Source organism: Sporosarcina sp. P26b (assembly GCF_002743245.1).
In the GTDB taxonomy this organism is placed as follows: Bacteria; Bacillota; Bacilli; order Bacillales_A; family Planococcaceae; genus Sporosarcina; species Sporosarcina ureae_C.
Genome location: NZ_PDYW01000003.1, coordinates 320,163 through 337,924, shown reverse-complemented (window position 1 = coordinate 337,924; position 17,762 = coordinate 320,163). Strand labels below are relative to the sequence as shown.

Sequence of the window (17,762 nt, the reverse complement as noted above, 5' to 3'; positions counted from 1 at the left end):
GCTGGAGGTCCTGAAGCAAAAGGCCGCACTTGCCTTTTGAATCAGGACCGAAGCGATCCGAGAGACTGGCGCATGTAGCTAGATGAAACAAAAGCGGAATGCGCCGTCTAGTCTTAACGGACGCTCGGGTGCTTAAAGCAATTCAGAAGATCGGCGCATTCTGCTTTAGAATCAAAAAGCAGTTCGCATACAGTAGTATGCGAACTGCCCTTAATTATTAGAAGAACATGCTGAGACCCATGAACATAGTAGACGCGATCATGGCAGCAATCATCAAGTAGACAACTGTTTTTTGAATTTTTTTATTACTCATGCAGCAAAACTCCTTACGCGTTGGAATAGGTTTGTCTCTATTTTAACAGAAATAAGGATTTTCACAACTAGAATGGCTGTTCTATGTACACATACTAGATACGTAGTAAAAGGGGAATGTCTTATGAACAAGGTAGATCATATTGGGATTGCTGTGAAAAGTATTGAGGAAACATTACCATATTACATAGATACACTCGGATTGACAGTTTTAGCGATCGAAGAAGTGGCTAGCCAAGGTGTTAAAGTGGCGTTCATTGATTCGAATAATGTCAAGATTGAGTTGCTTGAACCGATGACAGAGACAAGCCCGATTGCGAAGTTTATAGAAAAACGCGGTGAAGGGGTTCACCATATCGCATTCGGAGTGACAGATATTCGTTCAAGAATGAAGGAATTGGAAGAAAAAGGCGTTCAACTACTTTCAACTGAACCCAAACCAGGTGCTGGCGGAGCAGAAGTTGCATTCTTGCATCCGAAATCATCTTATGGAGTTCTGTATGAATTATGTGAAAAGACTAAGGGGGAATAATTGATGAATATTTACGATAAAATTAATGAACTGTACGACAAGAAACGTGAAATTGAGCTAGGCGGCGGTGATGATCGAATTCTGAAGCAGCACGAAAAGGGGAAACTGACGGCTCGTGAACGGATTGAATTACTACTTGACGAAGGTACATTTGTCGAATTGAATCCATTTGTTGTGCACCGCACACGCGATTTCGGTATGGACAAACTAGAAGGCCCTGGCGACGGTGTCGTAACGGGTTACGGTAAAGTTCACGGTCGTCCTATTTATTTATTCTCCCAAGACTTCACGGTATTCGGTGGCGCACTTGGAGAAATGCACGCAATGAAAATTGCCAATGTTATGGATTTGGCAGCGAAAAACGGTGCTCCATTCATTGGATTGAACGATTCAGGTGGCGCACGTATTCAAGAAGGTGTTCTATCTCTTGACGGCTACGGTGAAATATTCTATCGTAATGCAATTTATTCTGGAGTTATTCCACAAATTTCTGTAATTCTTGGGCCATGTGCGGGTGGTGCGGTGTATTCACCGGCGATCACGGACTTCGTAATCATGACGGATAAAACAAGCCAAATGTTTATTACGGGACCAAAAGTTATCGAAACAGTAACAGGTGAGAAAATCACTTCTGAAGACCTAGGTGGAGCAAAAGTCCACAACACGATCAGTGGTAACGCGCATCTTCGTGGAGCAAGTGAAGAAGAAGTACTGGAAAAAACTCGTGAATTATTAACATATCTACCACAGAACAATACAGAAAAGACGCCGATTCAGCCATTCGAAGAGCAGGATGATTATCGTGAAGATTTGGCGGATGTCGTACCTTATGAAACGATCCGTCCATATGACGTGCGGAGAGTATTGGAGCAAGTAGTGGATGAAGGGTCATTCTTTGAAATTCAGCCTGAATTTGCAAAGAACGCAGTAGTCGGTTATGCACGTATGAAAGGTGAAACAGTAGGATTTGTTTGTAACCAGCCAAAAGTAATGGCAGGCGGACTAGACATTAACTCTTCTGATAAAATCGCACGTTTCATCCGTACATGTGACTCATTCAATATTCCATTGATCACTTTTGAAGACGTGACAGGCTTCTTCCCAGGTATAAAACAAGAGCACGGGGGAATCATTCGACACGGGGCGAAGATTTTATATGCATATTCAGAAGCGACAGTACCAAAAATCACATTAATCTTGCGTAAAGCTTTCGGTGGCGCATATGTTGCACTGAATTCTAAATCAATCGGTGCGGACTTAGTCTTCGCTTGGCCGAACGCAGAAGTAGCTGTAATGGGTGCTGAAGGTGCAGCGAACATCATTTTCGCACGTGATATCGCAAAAAGTGAAGATCCGGAAGCAACGCGTGCTGCGAAAATCGAAGAATACCGTGAAAAATTTGCAAATCCATATGTTGCGGCTTCACACGGCATGATCGACGATGTAATTGATCCACGCGAAACTCGTATCAAATTGCTTCAAGGACTTGAAATGATGCGCAATAAGCATGAAGATCGTCCGAAGAAAAAGCACGGCAACATTCCACTATAAATAAAGGAGTCTTACATCTTGAATACACAACGATTACTTCAAGAATTTTTGGAGTTAGTAAAAATTGATTCTGAAACTAAAAACGAACGAAATATTGCAGACATTCTGACGAAGAAATTGCAGGAATTAGGCTTTGACGTGACGGAAGATGATACAGCGGAAAAGACAGGACACGGTGCAGGTAATTTAATTGCCAACTTGCCGGGTACAGTGACTGACGCGGATCCGATTTTCTTCACATGTCATATGGATACAGTCGTTCCAGGACAATCTATTCAGCCAATCGTCAAAGAAGATGGCTATGTCTACAGTGACGGCACAACGATTTTGGGTGCTGACGATAAAGCTGGGATTGCTGCTCTTCTGGAAATGGCAAAAGTCATCCAAGAGTCAGAAAAGCCTCATGGCCCAATCCAGTTCATTATCACTGCTGGTGAAGAGAGCGGATTAGTCGGAGCGAAAGCAATGAATCCTGACTATTTGAAGGCGAAATACGGCTTTGCGGTCGATAGCGACGGAGAAGTAGGCGGCATTGTTACGGCTGCTCCTTATCAGTCAAAATTATGGACGACAATTTACGGTAAGACAGCTCACGCTGGTGTGGCGCCTGAAAAAGGAATTTCCGCGATTTCACTTGCAGCTAAATCCATTGCGGGCATGAAACTAGGTAGAATCGATGAAGAGACGACAGCGAATATCGGTCGTTTTGAAGGTGGGAAAGCTACGAATATCGTTTGTGAAGAAGCTTTCATCCTGTCTGAAGTTCGCTCGATCAATCCTGATAAAATGAAGCAACAAATCGACTTAATGGTCGAGAAGTTTGCTTCAACTTCTGAATCGTTAGGTGGTAAAGCGGTAACTGAAACACAACTCATGTATCCTGGTTTCTCGATCGGGGATGACGAAGAAGTCGTGCAAGTCGCGATGAAATCCATCCGCAATATCGGTCGTGAACCTAAAATTATGACAAGTGGCGGCGGAAGTGATGGCAATGTGTTCAACGGTATGGGTGTTCCAACTGTCACATTGTCTGTCGGTTATGAAGAGATTCATACGAAAAATGAACGCATGCCGGTGAAAGAGTTGGAGAAGCTGACTGAATTATTGCTAGAAATTGTCGGTAATGCAATTCACACGGCGTAATAATCTCAACCAAGAGCCTTGAAAGAAGGTGCAACTATGCAAACTGTGATAGTACGGACAGGCAATGAAGAATATGCACTGCCGGTAGAATCGGTGATTTCCATCGAGAAACTGGAATACGTCACACCGATTCCTCATCTTCCACCGTATTTACTTGGACTGATGAAATCGCGTGGTGAACTGGTGCCTATTCTCGATTTAAGTCAAATCCTATATCATCAAGCGACACCACGGGATATCGAATCCCATGTAGTTGTCGTGAAAACGGATCAGCTTGAAGTTGGTTTATTAGTGCTAGACGCAAGAGAGATCTTGGAATTGCCAGAGGACCGGTTAACTTCTACCGCGTTAAAGGCATATTCCAAAACGCCTTATTTCGTGACGGTAGCGAATTTGGAAGATCGCGTCGTAACTGTCATTGATCCGAATATTATGGCGGACACACTTCATGGGATGGATGAAATCTCTAGCTATATGAAGGAACAGCATCAATCAAATTAGTAGGCAAAAAGAACATACATTTGTTAAAATGGAGGAGTGGCAGACTGAAGTCGGTTTGCCGCTTTTTCCTATTACATAAATATTTCCCAGGAAAGAAAGGTGTTTACATGACGGATCTGACTATCGCTAATCCACGTGTCATTATGCATCTTGATATGAACAGCTTCTTTGCCTCTGTTGAACAGGCTGCGAATCCTAAGCTGAAAGGAATTCCACTTGCGGTCGCCGGTAACCCGAAAGAACGCAGAGGAATTCTCGTGACATGTTCATATGAGGCAAGGGCATTCGGTATCTACACGACGATGACTGTTGGAGAAGCTAAACGCCTCTGTCCAAATTTAACGATTATTCCACCACGTCATGAATTATACCGGCAGATGTCTGATTCCGTTTTTGAAATCCTCCGAAGTTATACAGAATGGGTGGAACCTGTTTCCATCGATGAAGCGTATATCGATACGACGGAGATTGGTGGATTGACACGTGCATATGATTTGGCCCGGGAAATCCAGTTGCGTATTTTAGCAGAACTCGATTTGCCATGCTCAATTGGCATTGCACCGAATAAATTTTTAGCAAAGACTGCTTCTGACATGAAGAAGCCGATGGGAATTACAATTTTACGCAAACGTGAAGTACAGAAAAAACTTTGGCCATTGCCGGTTATAGAGATGCATGGAATCGGCAAGCGGACGGAAGAGAAATTGCATAGTGCGGGTATCAAGACGTTGGGTGATTTGGCTACTGCTGAAAAAATCACGTTAGAAGCATTACTCGGAAAAAATGGGCTGCGCTTGAAACAACGTGCAAACGGAATCGATACGCGGCCAGTTGATCCAGAAAGCGCAGAAGAACGCAAAAGTATCGGCAGCTCCACGACACTGCCAATTGATTTGACTGAGTTTGAAGAATGCGTGCCCATATTCGAACGTTTGGCGAAAAAAGTGGCCGCGCGATTGGAAACGAAACTTCTGGCAGGCATGACGATCAGTATCCAAATCCGCTACGCCGATTGGCAGAACACGACGAGGAGCAGAACGCTTCAGCAAGCTGTCTATCTTGAAGAAGATATTACGAAAGTGGCACTGCAATTGTTTCGGCAACACTGGAATGACGAGCCAATTCGATTGCTTGGCATAACGGCGGCCAACGTCATTGAACGTTCCGAAATGGTCAAACAACTGACGTTCGATAATTATGAACAACAGGAAAAGGAATATGAAATGGATCAGCTCATGTCGAGCCTGACGCAACGTTTCGGAGATGGTATTATTAAAAAAGGATTTACGAAGAATTAGGAAGGAGGGAATGAATGTGGACATAGAATTTTTGGGGACAGGCGCAGGAATGCCTTCAAAGCAACGCAATACATCTGCACTCGTTCTCGACCTGACAGATGAGAACAAGGAAAATTGGCTGTTTGACTGTGGAGAAGCGACGCAACATCAATTATTGCACAGTGCGATCAAGCCAAAGAAAATCACAAAAATCTTCATTACGCATTTACATGGTGACCATATTTTCGGATTACCTGGTTTTCTCAGTTCGCGCGCATTTTTAGGCGGCGGTGATCCCGTTGATCTGTATGGGCCAGCAGGCTTGAAAGAATGGTTGCAACATACCTATAAAGTGACGGGTACATACTTGCCTTACAAGCTGAACGTTCATGAAATTCATGACGGCATGATTCTTGAAACGGATGAGTTCAAGGTTTACGCGAAAGAAGTCCAGCATGTCATCCAAAGTTTTGGCTTTCGTATTGAACAAAAAGAGTTGCCCGGTACATTGTTGATCGACAAAGCGATTGAACAAGGTGTTCCGAAAGGTCCGTTGTTACAGCGATTGAAAGACGGCCTTGATGTTGAGCTCGACAATGGGCAGGTTGTTTACAGCAAAGACGTCACGACAGAGAAGAAAAAAGGCTTTGTTATTACAGTCATTGGGGATACGTCGTATTGCGCGGCTTCCGTTGAACTGGCACAAGACGCAGATATCCTCATTCACGAAGCAACATTCACCGATGAATACGCTGAAGGCGCGAAAGAATTCGGTCATTCAACTATTGTGGAAGCGGCGACTGTCGCGAAAGAAGCAAACGTTAAGAATTTAATTGCCAACCATATTAGCGCACGTTTTATGCCAAGTGAAATGCCCGCATTCATTGCGGAAGGTACTGAAGTGTTCGAGGCTATTTCCATTGCGGATGATTTTGCGCGTTATCAGTGGAAACATGGCGAATTAACGAAGTTAGTGAAAAATTAAAGTGCTATCCAAGAAGTCGTCTTGCATGAGACTTTTTGCGATGGCGCTTTTTTATTCGTTTTGAGGTGGAGGCTTGCGTGCGAATTTGCTAGCGCTCAATGTTTCCACGTAACCGCTCTATGAGGCCGCTTGACTGCTCTATCAAGCCTCGCGGGCGCTCTATTAGCCGTCGCGAATGCTCTATGCAGCTTCAATTCCGCTCATAGCACCTAAAGTTCCGCTCATAGAAAAAGACGCTTAACGGAATATCTATCCCGCAAGCGTCTGTGTCTACTATTATTTCCTAGAACCGAGTTGACGTGACCGATTTTCTGCACTTATCAAGCAGTCCGAAATAATTGTCTTAAAGTTATGGTCTTCTAAAGAACGCAGACCTGCTGCGGTCGTACCACCAGGACTCGTCACATTTGTCCGCAACACACTTGGTTCTTCACCAGTCTTTTGCAACATGGATGCCGCTCCGTAAATGGTTTGAACAATGAGCTCCCTAGCATCCGCTGCATCTAAACCTTGAGCTACCGCCGCTTCTTCCATCGCTTCGACGAGGTAATAAATATATGCCGGGCCGCTGCCGGAAAGGGCTGTGACTGCGTGCAGATCATCTTCTTCGACGACTTTAACGATGCCGATCGCATTCAACAGGCTCAAAATGGATTGTTGCATTTTATCTGACACTGCTTCATTGAATGCGATACCGCTTGCCGCTTTTCCTATAGTAGCGGACGTGTTCGGCATCGAGCGCGCAATCGGACGTTTGCCAAGGCCGTTTTCAAATGTCTCGATGGAAATGCCAGCAATGACCGAAAGGACCGTCGTGTCTTCTCCGAGATACGGGGCGATATCCTGCATAACTTTCTCTACGTCTTTAGGCTTTGTCGCGAGAACGACCAAGTCCACATTCTTAATGAAATCCCGGTCTTCGCACACTTTCGTAATGCCGTAACGCGACTCGAGTTCATCTAAACGATCTTTGTCTGAACGGTTCATCACATAGACGTTTTCTTCATATAGTACTCGTTTATTTACGATTCCCGCAATAATAGCTTCAGCCATCTGTCCGGCTCCTACAAATAAAATTTTCTCCATTTCCAACATCCTTCCCAAAATAAAAAAGCGCTCTCGTCCCATAGTTCAGGACGAAAACGCTCGGTTTCCGCGGTGCCACCTAAATTTGCTGTTTGCGACAGCACACTTCACGTCTTCTTTATCGCAGAAGATACGGTCGTGTTTCCACAACAGCTCGGAAGGAGGTTCGAAGGGGAGTGGGATACATGGCTCGCAGCCTTGGCCATGCTCTCTTAAATCCATCCACCCTTTACTAATCTTCCTCATTGCCCGTTCCATACTATTTTTATGATTATGTCATGTACAAACTGAAAAGTCAAACCGCCCTTAACTGTCAATGAACAAGTAGACGATGAATATAACAATCAGAATGGAGATGACGAGCGAAGTGATCTTCATCGCGCTCAGTGGATAATTGCCCGATACTTTTCCGGTTTGTCCATTGACAATGAATTGATAAATTTTCTCCTTAAAATGAAATGAAGAAATCCAGATCGGCAATAATATATGCTTGTACGTGATGTCTTTGTAGTCGGTTGAAAGACTAGCTACTTCCACGATATCACCTGCAACGGAGCGTTCGATACCGTTAACGATTCCTTGTGTCATGATATCTTTCGCTTCAGAGAATCCCTGTTGCAATGAAACGGAATAACGCTCAGCGAGGAATCCGGACATGTACTCTACTTTATAATCCGTCAAACTCGTCAATTGAAAAGGTTGTACTTTTTGCAATAATTTCGGTTCGACGGTGTGCGATGCTTTAATGAGAATATCATCGAAAAACTCGCGATAATTGCCGCTTTCTTGATGCCAGCGGATTTTCCTCACTTGCTCGGTCACTTGTCTTGCTTTGCCGTCTTCATACACCGTCCGAGTTTCAGTAACATAATAGTAATTTCCGACACGCACGACATATTGTGAAGAGGTTTGGCTATCATACGTCCAGTATGGCAAGTAAGCGCCAGAGATTTTATTGAGTCGATAGGTTTTCTTTAGTGTATTGGGGGCGAAGAAATGCCCTTTGATCCATTCTTTGAACTTCGCTTGGGCTTGTTCATTTGAGACTTGGAATGGAATCAATAACCCTGGCTGGATCCCCGCGTCCTGATCGGTCACTGTAATATGGGAGGAACCACAAAACGAACAGAAATCCGCGACGACATGTGCGTCGAGTACGGATTCCGCTCCACAGTTGCCACAAGAGAAAACACGTTTCTCTTCATTCCATAGATGTTGTAGATTATTTCCTGCTTCATTGAAATCCAATTCTACGTGGTGGTCGAACGTTGCTTCGATCGGCATTTCATGACCGCAAAATGGACATTTCAAGCCAAGTGTTTCGGGATCATATTCCGTATTTCCGCCACAGGAAGGACATTTGATATTTTGCGTATCTTCTACGACAGTGTTTTGTTCATCAAATGAAGTCAACGTACATCCCTCACTTTACGTCTAACGTCTCACCGCATTCTGCGCAGAATTTCGCACCTGGCAGATTGGCGTGTGAGCAGGCAGGACAAATTTTCTCCGCGACTTGAGATGTACCGCAAACGCTACAGTACTTTGCATCTTTCGGAATCATAACCTCGCACTTAATACACGGTACTTTATCGGTTTCGACAGACTTTCCGCACTGACCGCAGAACTTCGCATCTGCATTGATCGTAGCTTGACAATGCGGGCATGATTTCGTCGCAGCTTGTGCTTTGGGCTGCTGTGTTTGGTTCTGATTCATCGCATTGGCCATCACTTGACCCATGCCCATTCCAGCGCCCATACCGACACCTGCACCTGCCATGCCGCCTTCATTTTGTGCAGCGTCACGCATAGCTTCTGCGGCTTGATATTGCTGGTATTGTTGCATATTACCAAGCACACCCATCGATGTGCGTTTATCCATCGCTTCTTCAACTTCTTTAGGCAATGACAGATTTTCGATATAAAGTGACGTGATTTCGAATCCAAATGCTGCGAAACGAGACATCATTTTCTCTTTACCTTTATCACTTAATTCGTCGTAATGCATCGACAGGTCGAGCGCTGGTATTTGCGACTCCGCGAATAGATCAGACAAACCTGAAACAATCATTTTCTTCAACTGTCCTTCGACTGCATTCGTATCATAAGAGCTATTCGTTCCAAATAGTTCACGTAGGAAAACAGTAGGCTCTGCCACACGATACGAATAAATTCCGTACCCACGAAGACGAATCATCCCAAAATCAGGATCGCGCATCATGATCGGGTTCGCCGTTCCCCATTTTTGATTGATGAACTGCTTTGTATTAATGAAATACACTTCCGCTTTAAATGGCGAATCAAAGCCGTATTTCCACGACTTTAACTTTGTGAGGACGGGCATGTTTTGTGTGTAGAGAATGTGGCGGCCGGGTCCGAAAACGTCTGCGATTTCGCCTTCATTGACGAAAATTGCGACTTGTGATTCTCTGACGGTTAGTTCTGCTCCCATTTTAATTTCATTATTATGAACTGGGAACTGATAGACTAATGTATTGGCGTCTTGCGCTTGCCATTCGATTACTTCGATGAATTGGTTTTTGAACATATTAAAAAATCCCATAGTGATCCCTCCAACTCGACATGATATTTGCAAATCATGCGATTTCTTGTAGTATACCATACGTAGAATAGGGGAAATGGTTTCATTTTGCAGGAAAATACTTTCTGTAAATGAGTGAACTAGACGTGACGCTCATGAAAATAAAGGGTACAATAGACTGAACAGTCATTCATTTATGAGGGGGAAGTTTTATGATTACGAAAATTATTACACCGACGCCATTTGCGGTCGGTGATGTGAACTGCTTTTTATTAAAAGGCGACACGCTGACGCTCGTGGACGCGGCTACGAAAACACCTGAAGCACGTGAAGTATTGCAGATGAAATTAAAGGAAATGGGCTATACGTTTCATGATATAGAGCAAGTATTCGTCACGCATCACCATCCCGATCACTGCGGTCTGGTAGAGCAGTTCGACCGCGCGGAAATTCTAGGTCACCCATACTTAAACTACTGGTTATCACGTGATGCAGAATTTCTCGATCGCCACGACCGCTTTTACGAACAGTCTTTACTAGAAGAAGGCGTGCCGGATGAGTATTCGAAATGGCTTCAACGTTTCCGCCGATCGGTCGACATGATGGGCGATCGTCCCGTTGACCGAATCATGAATGAAGGCGATGATTTGCCAGGGCATCCAGGTTGGAAAATCCAAGAGTCACTCGGCCACGCGCAAAGTCATTTATCGTTGTTCAATGAGCAGCAAGGTATTCTTATCGGCGGGGACTTATTGCTTGAGAAAGTGTCATCAAATCCATTAATTGAGCCTCCATTAAAAAAAGAGCAAGGACGTCCGAAGTCGTTGCTACAATATAATGCATCTCTAAAACGTTTGTTGGATTTGCCGGTATCACTCGTCTACGGTGGACATGGTGGCGAGATTATGAACGCCCATGAACTCATTACGGAACGCCTAGCGAAGCAACATGACCGTGCAATGAAAGTGCTCGCGATGCTAGACGAATCGAAGACAGTCTATGACGTAACCAAGTTATTATTCCCGGCCGTTTATGAGAAAGAACTCGGATTGACACTGTCTGAAACGATCGGACAATTGGATTATTTAGTAGCCAATGAATTAATTTCAGAAACAACTGACTCTGTAGGGGTTCATCACTATGTCCGCATCTAAAACGGTACTGATCACAGGCGCAACGAGTGGTATTGGGTTCGAACTTGCCAAGCGCTTGGCGGTGTTGAAGAACTACCGCGTCATCGCCACAGGACGTAATGCGAAAGCGTTAGAAGAACTGCGTACGCTTGGCGTGGAAGGATACTGTGCCGATCTGCGCGATACGAAGCAACTCGATTGGTTATTATCTTCTATCGAAACACCTGACCTTGTTGTTTTCTCAGCTGGAGTAGGGAAGTTCCACTTGGCATACGAGACAACGGATGAAGACACGCAGGCAATGCTAGAGACAAATGTCCGTGTACCGATGCAACTGACTGCTCGCGTAGTACCTGCAATGATCAAGCGTAAGCACGGGCACTTACTTTATATAGGCTCACAGGCAGGGAAAGTAGCTACGCCGAAAACATCAGTCTACGCCGCAACGAAGCATGCACTGATCGGCTACACGAACGCCGTACGCATGGAAGTCGCACCGTATAACATCGACGTATCCGTCATCCATCCGGGACCAATCGACACGCCATTCATCGAACTCGCGGACGTCACCGGCGGCTATAAACAAGCAATGGGCAGCCAGCTACTATCAGTCGATACAGTCGTCTCTGCCGTCATGGACACAATCGAGCGACCTAGACGTGAAATAAACTTACCGAAAATCACTGGCTTAACGAGCAGACTTTACGCACTCGCACCGAGTCTAGTAGAAACTATCGGAAAACCATTCTTCTATAAGAAGTAAGAATTATATAGAGCGCTGTCGCTAGAAGTCGTGAAGTTACGACTTGTGGCGGCAGCGTTTTTAGCGTTGTGAAGAAAAGCAGTAACGTCATGTAGTATGTAGTTTAATACGATCGTTAACACACTAAACTAGTTGATCTTCGTTCCAGGCAGCGACTCCAGCGGGAACAGCGCGCGCTGAAAGCCCCGCAGGTAGCGAAGCGAACGAGGAGATTGAAGCCGTGCCCGCGGAAAGCGTCCGCCTGGAACGAAGATCAACTGTATCCATCTCCTCACTTTCTTTAAAGGTAACAATAATAGGATTATGTAAACTAAAAAGAAGTTGGAATAATCTAACATGAATGCTATAGTGTTAGGGATAGAATTCACACTTTAGACATAAAATACATAAACTCAGAATTCCTGCCGAAGCTACTACGACTTAACACCCTGACGCAATTCTGAATGAATTCTCTCACAAAGAATGAAGCACAACGCGAAGAAAGGGTGGAATTCTTATGTTAGCCAAGGAGCACGAACAAAATATTTGGAAATATGCATTTGCGAGTGTCGCCGTCACCGTCAGTTCTCTCGGATTTGGACGGATGTCGTATGGAATTATTATGCCCTTCATGAAAGAAAATTTGGAAATGTCCTATAAACAAGCCGGACTACTCGCCACGACCGTGTCGATCGGCTATTTGATGATGGTGATCTTTGTCGGTTTGCTCGTTACGAAATTCGGTGCCAAAAAGCTCGTCATCTTCGGAACTGGACTCGTTTCATTCGGATTATTCATGCTGTCATTTATCACAGGGTATGGCTGGACGCTTTCTGCGATGTTATTACTCGGAATAGGAACCGCTTTCACCTATACGCCACTTATTACTATATTAGTCGGGTGGTTTCCGAGAAAGCGCGGGATGCTGATTGGATTCCTTGTCAGCGGCATGGGGCTCGGAACATTAATTTCAAGTGCATTAATTCCATTCTTCACGACGTGGTTCGGGGATATGGGCTGGCGCTATTTATGGTTCTTCTATGGCGCTGTGTCAATCGTCTCCATTATAATCGCGATGATTATCTTGCGTGACCCACCGATCCCATTATTGCCGAAGGAGACGCAGAAACGTTCATTTTGGACGAAAGTATACTTCAATAAACGCGTACTTCGCGTCGCTTTCATTTACGGCCTTGTGGGCTTTGCCTATTTGGTGCCGCAAAGCTTCTTGTTCAGTTATATTCTCGAAGTAGGGCTGACGAAGTTTCAGGCGGGGCAGATCATGGCAATCAGTGGAATTATGGCGATCTTCAGTGGGCCTTTATGGGGCGGGGTTTCGGACCGTATTGGTCGTAAATCGGCTTTGCTTACAACTCTTGGTATTGGAGCAGTTTCTCTAATCATTCCGGTGATGTTCCCGGTCTATATCGGACTCATCATTAGCCAATTCCTATGGGGAGCAACGATTGTCGGGATGCTGTCGCTCTGTCAAGCGCTGTCTACGGAACAAGTCCATCCGACATACGCACCTGTCGCACTTGGTTATGTGACATTTTTCTTCGCAGGAGGGCAGTTGCTCGGTCCAGGTATCGGTGGCTGGATTATTGATCGTTTTCAGCAAATACCGCTTGCACTTATTATGTGTAGTGCATTGCTTGGCATAGCGTTCTTGCTGTCGATTCGAATGAAAGCCCATGCGGTCGATTTGGATGTCACGGAGTTAGAAGCGAAACCTGTGCTGGACAACTTTTCTATAAAAGAGACATCTGCCAAGGAAGTGTGAATGGATGGGTAGTACTCATTTTTGTTAAATGAAGTTACACTTCTTACTACAACTATATAGGAAGAAAAATAAGCGCCGACAATCCCATATAGGAATGTCGGCGCTTGTTTACTCTTCGTATTATTTGTTCTTCTCGGCATAGATCTTCATAGCATCGCGCATGAATGTTGCCAAGCCGTTTCCAAATTGGTCAATGTTCTGCGTGAAGCGTTCATCATCCACATACAGTTGCCCGAGTCCTTTAAATGCATCTAACGAGTAATGGTGGCCAGTGTGCTTGTTCAAGAAGTCATACCATTCATTGATACCTACTTGTGCCTCAACAGATTCAGGTGACGTATCTTTCAGCAAGGCCAATTTTTTATAGATCGCTGTCATCTTCTCGCCCATCTCATGTTGTTCTGAAGTAGATTTGTTTTCAATGGCAGCAGTCGATTGATCCACTATTTCATCGCCCCATTTACGACGCGCTTCCTCTTTATACGAATTATGACTGAAATCAAAGCCATCAAATTTTTCTTTATTAGACATCTGTTTCTCTCCTTTCTCAAATTTAGTAGTCTTGTCAATTGTGGCAATCAGTCTGTCGATCCGCTCGCGTCTTTGCAGCAACATATGGCGTTGGAGCTTCAGCGCTTCTTGACGATCAAATGATGGACTACTAATCATTTCTTTTATTTCTTTAAGTGGGAAGTCGAGTTCTTTGAAGAACAGTATTTGTTGCAATGTATCCAGATTTTCAGCTGAGTACAGACGATATCCAGATTCCGTCATCTCATCCGGCGTTAGGAGACCGATTTTGTCATAATGATGCAGTGTGCGTACACTAATCCCTACTAATTCAGCAACTTCCTTTACCATCCATTTCATTGTATGCACCTCCCTACAATTACTACTTTAAAGTATAACGTTACGTAAGAGTCAATAGAGAAGATGAATATAAATTTGAAACGGTTTTCGATCTTATACGTATACAGAGTATGAAATAAAAATCTTGTTCCTAGAAAAGAGTGTTGAATATGTGGAGTTTACTATTATTTTCGTTACTCGCAGGGGTCGTGGCAAGTGCTATTATCGTTCCATTCCTCTCGGTAAATAATAAAAATGAGAAGTTGTCATTTAACCGATGGGTTGCTTTCGGCACACTTGCGGTGATTGCTACGATTGGTGTATTCGTATTTTATTATATAACGAATTTGGATCGTAACTGGACATCGCTTTGGGCATTGCTTCTTATAGTGGCTATTTTAGGAGCCGTTGTTTCTCAAGGTTTAGAACGCAAAGTCAAACTGGTCGTGTCATTTGCTGCGCTTCTAGTCGGTGTGTATATCTTGAGTGCCCCATTGTTTAATGCGAATAAAAAGTATGAAACGGTTGCGATGGCGCAAAAAGTGGAGATCACAGCGTTTGATGAAACGAAAACGCCTGCGAGTGTACCGCCGAAGTTTGCACGCAATAAAATGAAAAAAGCGTTCGGTCAAGTCCCGGATACGAGCTATTATGAACTGGGTCATTTGCAAATTCAAAAAGTACAAGATGAATTCGTCTACATTGCGCCTGTAGAGTTTTCAGGTTTCTTTAAGTGGTTCAACGGGAAAACTACACCAGGTTATTTCACGATGAGTGCGACGGATTCATCGGATAATCCTAAATTTATCAAAACGGAAATGGCGTATACAACTTCTTCCTATTTGCATAAAAAAGTGTATCGTAAAATGCGTATGGATATGCCGGATTTGATTTTTTACGGAGATGTTCAATTGGAAATTGATGATGAAGGCAAGCCGCATTATATTCGCACATACGGGGAATTCATAACGGCACGTAATGGATTTAACGCGAAGGGAATTGTCATGTTGAATCCGGAAACGGGTGCTACGAAGAAATATGCATTGAAAGATGTTCCGGAATTTATTAACGGAGCGATTTCGCCTGAAGCGGTAAGTCTTCAAAATAGTTATTTCGGAAACTATATTCATGGTTTTTGGAACTCTATAGTCGGTAAGAAAGACGTGAAACTTCCTTCAGACGAAGGGACAGAAGCAAATGTTAGCCCAATCTTTGATGCGGATGGACATATGTATTACTTTACGGATTTCACTAGCCCGAAAGAAGGCGTAGATTCGATGCTTGGCTATGCATTAACCGATGGCCGAACAGGGAAAGCAACGTATTACACGGGGAACTTGGAAGAGTCCTACATGGATTCACAAGGTGCGCTCCAGATTATTGAGAAGAAGTTTATTGAGAAAAAATGGAGCGGGGAAATGCCTGTCTTGTATAATTTCTACGGGGAAGCCAGTTGGTTGACGCCGGTCCTCGATTCCAATGGATTCTTGCAAAACTACTTTATTGTTTCCGCTGCAAATCCAGAGATTTCTGTATTTGCGAATTCACCAAATGAAGCGTTGAAATTATATAAAACAGCGCTCCAACGAGGTGGTAGTACAGTAGATGGAAGTTCAAATGCAGTAGAAGCGAAAGCGAATGTCACGGTTGCACGGGTGTTTAAAGAACGTGTAGGTGATTTCACGCTTGTCTCATTCCTAACAGAAGACGGCCGAAACTTCCTTGTTTCATCGGAAGTGGCACCACTTTCAATTTATGTAGAAGTGGGCGATCAACTGATTGTGACGTATTTGGAAACAGGTGAGTTATTCCTTCCTGTAAAAGCATTAATGAATAAGAACGTGAAATAAATATTCCTTATACCCCGGTATCGCAACTCGCGGTGTCGGGGTATTTTTATAATAATATCAAATAAACCACCTTAAAATATATTGGTAAATTCAATGAGAAGAATACGCTACAAGTTTATCGTGAATATTGTTCGGTGATGAATGGTTTTCATCAATGAATAATTATAAAATTCAATAAAAAACTTTTGTACTGCTTTTACGTAATGACGACATTCCCTATAAACGGAAAAACATTATAATATAGAGTTTTAAATTAAAATATTAGGTCAAATTTACTGTGGAGAATTCTTCTAAATAGAACCACGTTTTTTAAAAATAATCTAATGGCATAACCAGCAAGGAAATGTGTTTTTGTTCATAAGATTTCGCTTATAAGAAATTCAATCAATTATACGTTTCTAGCAAATTAGTATTTATTATTACATAATGTATTGTTTAGCAAAATGAACTATGGTAAAGTCGGGTTATTGTAGCGGTGTTTAGTTTATCTTGTCGAAAATGGTAATGTTCTCCCGACTCGACAAAGTATGGAAGTGAATACAGTTCTGCATTCATTGAAGTAAATGGTTTAATCTCAAATGAAATTTCAGAACATAATGAATATCCGCGCAATTTCACAGTACATAACAATGCACAAAAACTTTTATGCATAGGAGTGATGAAATGGCTGACAACAACAATCCAAAAACAGAAAGTCATGATCCAGGACGTAGAAATTTCTTGAAAAACACTGGTTTAGTAGTAGGTGGCGTAGCAGGTGGATCTTTGCTGGGCGGCTTATTTACCAATCAGATGAAATCTGATGACGGGAAAAAAGGGGAAAACGAAAAGACTGCTGCTAATGTGGATCCGTCCCACGCACGAGTTTTCTTCGGACGCTTTGAAGACTTTATCGTACTGGCAACGGCTACGGAACTTATTTTCCCTGAAGACGACAGTGGTCCAGGAGCTATCGGGTTGGATGTACCGTATTTTATCGATAAACAACTCGCAGGAACTTGGGGCATAAATGGTGACGACTACCGTCAAGCACCTTTTACCAATCTGGAAGGTTTGAAGAAAATCGAGAAGGCTGATGAAAAAGTCAATCATTCACGCGCGAATCGTGGGAAGATATTCCTAGAAGGATTGCGCTTGATGAATAATGAAAGCACAAAACGATTTGATACTTCATTTAATCAGGCGACAGAAGAGCAACAACATGAGATCATGAGCGATCTTGAAGCGGGTAAGCTCGATATGAAATCCATTCCATCGGATGCGTTTTTCGCACTACTTAAGCAAGCGACGTTGGAAGGTGCATTTTCGGATCCGTTATATGGTGGCAATAAAAACATGGACGGCTGGCGCATGAAAGAATTTGCCGGTGCGCGACCTTCTTATGCGGACGTCATTGAAAGTGAAGACTTCGTCGTACTGGATCCAATCAGTTTGACAGATTATCAACGAAAGAAATAAAATTTAGCGTTTCCAGGA

17 protein-coding genes are annotated in these 17,762 nt (G+C 43.6%); 12 read left to right on the top strand and 5 right to left on the bottom strand.

Annotated elements, in window-relative coordinates:
• Window positions 1-217: 217 nt before the first annotated feature.
• A complete protein-coding gene (gene prli42, locus CSV69_RS16780; protein WP_158232612.1) occupies window positions 218-313 on the bottom strand; it encodes a stressosome-associated protein Prli42 in 96 nt (31 codons plus the stop codon).
• A gap of 123 nt (window positions 314-436) precedes the next feature.
• On the opposite strand from prli42, the gene mce reads away from it, so the two are divergent.
• The 6 genes from mce to rnz all read left to right on the top strand — a co-directional run bounded on the left by mce (window position 437) and on the right by rnz (window position 6,301).
• Complete coding sequence (gene mce, locus CSV69_RS05490; RefSeq protein WP_085426127.1) at window positions 437-844, top strand: methylmalonyl-CoA epimerase; 408 nt, start codon at window positions 437-439, stop codon at window positions 842-844.
• Between the two features lie 3 nt (window positions 845-847).
• The gene (locus CSV69_RS05485) at window positions 848-2,395 is read left to right on the top strand and encodes an acyl-CoA carboxylase subunit beta (protein WP_085426128.1); all 1,548 of its coding nucleotides are present in this window, start codon (window positions 848-850) and stop codon (window positions 2,393-2,395) included.
• A gap of 18 nt (window positions 2,396-2,413) precedes the next feature.
• Window positions 2,414-3,538 carry a M20/M25/M40 family metallo-hydrolase gene (locus CSV69_RS05480; protein WP_099692916.1) on the top strand — a complete coding sequence of 375 codons (1,125 nt, stop codon included), beginning with the start codon at window positions 2,414-2,416 and terminating at the stop codon, window positions 3,536-3,538.
• Window positions 3,539-3,574: 36 nt separating this feature from the next.
• Window positions 3,575-4,039, top strand: a complete 465-nt coding sequence (locus CSV69_RS05475; RefSeq protein WP_085426130.1) for a chemotaxis protein CheW — start codon at window positions 3,575-3,577, stop codon at window positions 4,037-4,039.
• 107 nt (window positions 4,040-4,146) lie between these two features.
• Entirely contained in the window at window positions 4,147-5,337 is a 1,191-nt protein-coding gene (locus CSV69_RS05470; RefSeq protein ID WP_099692915.1) for a DNA polymerase IV, read from the top strand.
• A gap of 16 nt (window positions 5,338-5,353) precedes the next feature.
• Entirely contained in the window at window positions 5,354-6,301 is a 948-nt protein-coding gene (gene rnz, locus CSV69_RS05465) for a ribonuclease Z (RefSeq protein ID WP_099692914.1), read from the top strand.
• A gap of 276 nt (window positions 6,302-6,577) precedes the next feature.
• On the opposite strand, the gene proC is transcribed toward rnz, so the two are convergent.
• Entirely contained in the window at window positions 6,578-7,387 is an 810-nt protein-coding gene (gene proC / locus CSV69_RS05460; protein ID WP_099692930.1) for a pyrroline-5-carboxylate reductase, read from the bottom strand.
• A gap of 72 nt (window positions 7,388-7,459) precedes the next feature.
• Between proC and CSV69_RS16775 the strand changes: the two genes are divergently transcribed.
• Window positions 7,460-7,603, top strand: a complete 144-nt coding sequence (locus tag CSV69_RS16775; RefSeq protein WP_157129906.1) for a hypothetical protein — start codon at window positions 7,460-7,462, stop codon at window positions 7,601-7,603.
• Window positions 7,604-7,693: 90 nt separating this feature from the next.
• Here CSV69_RS16775 and CSV69_RS05455 read toward each other — a convergent pair whose 3' ends face one another.
• Window positions 7,694-8,800 carry a TFIIB-type zinc ribbon-containing protein gene (locus CSV69_RS05455; protein WP_099692913.1) on the bottom strand — a complete coding sequence of 369 codons (1,107 nt, stop codon included), beginning with the start codon at window positions 8,798-8,800 and terminating at the stop codon, window positions 7,694-7,696.
• A 10-nt stretch (window positions 8,801-8,810) separates the two neighbouring features.
• Window positions 8,811-9,950, bottom strand: coding sequence for an SPFH domain-containing protein (locus tag CSV69_RS05450; protein WP_099692912.1), 1,140 nt, complete (start codon window positions 9,948-9,950; stop codon window positions 8,811-8,813).
• A 191-nt stretch (window positions 9,951-10,141) separates the two neighbouring features.
• Here CSV69_RS05450 and CSV69_RS05445 point away from each other — a divergent pair, with 191 nt between their 5' ends.
• The 3 genes from CSV69_RS05445 to CSV69_RS05430 all read left to right on the top strand — a co-directional run bounded on the left by CSV69_RS05445 (window position 10,142) and on the right by CSV69_RS05430 (window position 13,587).
• Window positions 10,142-11,083: an MBL fold metallo-hydrolase gene (locus CSV69_RS05445; protein WP_099692911.1), complete on the top strand. Its 942-nt coding sequence runs from the start codon at window positions 10,142-10,144 to the stop codon at window positions 11,081-11,083.
• On the top strand, window positions 11,070-11,825 hold the full coding sequence (locus CSV69_RS05440; protein ID WP_099692910.1) for an SDR family NAD(P)-dependent oxidoreductase: 756 nt from the start codon (window positions 11,070-11,072) through the stop codon (window positions 11,823-11,825). The genes CSV69_RS05445 and CSV69_RS05440 overlap by 14 nt, the downstream gene beginning before the upstream one ends.
• Window positions 11,826-12,321: 496 nt before the next feature.
• Window positions 12,322-13,587, top strand: coding sequence for a YbfB/YjiJ family MFS transporter (locus tag CSV69_RS05430; RefSeq protein WP_099692909.1), 1,266 nt, complete (start codon window positions 12,322-12,324; stop codon window positions 13,585-13,587).
• Window positions 13,588-13,707: 120 nt separating this feature from the next.
• On the opposite strand, the gene CSV69_RS05425 is transcribed toward CSV69_RS05430, so the two are convergent.
• Window positions 13,708-14,457, bottom strand: coding sequence for a MerR family transcriptional regulator (locus tag CSV69_RS05425; protein WP_099692908.1), 750 nt, complete (start codon window positions 14,455-14,457; stop codon window positions 13,708-13,710).
• 149 nt (window positions 14,458-14,606) lie between these two features.
• Here CSV69_RS05425 and CSV69_RS05420 point away from each other — a divergent pair, with 149 nt between their 5' ends.
• Both CSV69_RS05420 and CSV69_RS05415 read left to right on the top strand, forming a co-directional pair.
• Complete coding sequence (locus tag CSV69_RS05420) at window positions 14,607-16,286, top strand: hypothetical protein (protein ID WP_099692907.1); 1,680 nt, start codon at window positions 14,607-14,609, stop codon at window positions 16,284-16,286.
• A 663-nt stretch (window positions 16,287-16,949) separates the two neighbouring features.
• The gene (locus tag CSV69_RS05415) at window positions 16,950-17,744 is read left to right on the top strand and encodes a gluconate 2-dehydrogenase subunit 3 family protein (RefSeq protein WP_158232613.1); all 795 of its coding nucleotides are present in this window, start codon (window positions 16,950-16,952) and stop codon (window positions 17,742-17,744) included.
• Window positions 17,745-17,762: the final 18 nt, after the last annotated feature.